The sequence below is a fragment of the Streptobacillus felis genome (genome assembly GCF_001559775.1).
Taxonomy (GTDB): Bacteria; Fusobacteriota; Fusobacteriia; order Fusobacteriales; family Leptotrichiaceae; genus Streptobacillus; species Streptobacillus felis.
Window position 1 is genome coordinate 1 of the sequence record NZ_LOHX01000331.1, and the last position, 1,559, is coordinate 1,559.

At 21.6% G+C, this 1,559-nt stretch carries 1 protein-coding gene; it reads left to right on the top strand.

All coding sequences use genetic code 11. The features are described from left to right. Positions 1-163 precede the first annotated feature (163 nt). On the top strand, positions 164-1,559 hold a 1,396-nt coding region (locus tag AYC60_RS07830; RefSeq protein ID WP_156447712.1), incomplete at its 3' end, for a hypothetical protein.

A 1,559-nucleotide genomic window follows, 5' to 3' on the forward strand; every position in this document is an offset into this window, starting at 1 on the left:
GAAAGAAGAATATTTAAATAATTATATATTTGAAAAGGAAGAAGATTTATACAAAGGAATAGAAGAATTTTCATATGTATATTATAATTATGTAAGACCACATAGTTATAATGGATATTTAACACCTATGGAGGTGAGAAGAAGAAAATAAATTAACTTTACCATGCTGTATCAAAAAAGCTTGACCACTACAGGTGGACTTGTATATTGTAATATATTACATAATGCAACATATATTAGAGACTTAGGTAATGAAAGAGAAGTAAGCCTTAAAGGACTACCATCTCATGTTAAGGGTGAAGAGATAAACATAACATCAAATATTGTAAATTTAAAGGATGAAGATAAGAAGACTTTAAGAGAAGAAGATGAAAGATATGTAAATAATAAAGAGAATATATATATAGATGGAAAGAATGTAGAATATACAGTAGAAGAAGATCCAAGATATGTAAAACTATCCAACTTTTTAAATAATCCATATTTTCTAAATAATATTAAATACAATAATAACAATAGATATCTATTAGAAAACTTTAAAATGAATCAAAATGAATTAGAACATAAACCTTCTAAATCAAATATTACAATAAATGCAAAAAACTTAAATATTAGAGATCAAAAGTTACTATTTGATAATATTAATTTATCAAGTAATAACATATTAATAGAGGGAGCAAGATTAAAAGCCTTAGATAATTTAAATATTAAATCAGATAATATAACTCTTAAATCAATAGTAGAAGATAAAGAGACATATTTAGTAACTGATGAAAATGTATTTATTAGAAGATATGAAGAATTAAAGAAATCAACTATAGAGGCAAATAATCTAAATATATTATCTAAAAACACATTAATTTTAGGAGATATTAAGGTAAATGAGGATATTAATATATCAACAAAAAACCTAGAAATATCTGGAGATAAAATAACTAATAAATCACATATATTAGATAACTATACTGATATATTAGTAAAAGAAGAAAAAGTTGATAATAGTACTATTAATGCTAAAAATATTAATATTAAAAGTAATGAAACAACTATTAAATCAAGTAATTTAAATATAGAAGATAGTATAAATATTAATTCAACTAATTTATTAATTACAGGAGAAAAAACAAAAGAATTAAAAGAAGAGAAATCATATTTTAATAATGAATATTTACTAGATAAAAAAGAAATAAATAATAGCTCAAACATTAAAGCCCAAAACATTAATTTAAATAATACTAATGCAACAGTAATAGGAAGTGATATTACCTCAAATACATTAGAAGGTAAAAACCTTAAAGTAGAATCACAAATATTAGATAATAAATATGTTAAAAAAATAGATGCTTTTACACTTTATGAAAATACAAATGTAGATTATGAAAGTAGTTCTAGTTCAAATGTAAAAGTAAAAGATATTAAATTAGATAGATTAGATGTAAAGGGTTCAAACTTAGAATCAAATAAATTAGAATCAAAAGATTTAAATGTAGAATCAGAAGTATTAAATACATCATTAAAGCAAAAAGTAGAAACATTTAAATTAGTAGATAATGTAAAAG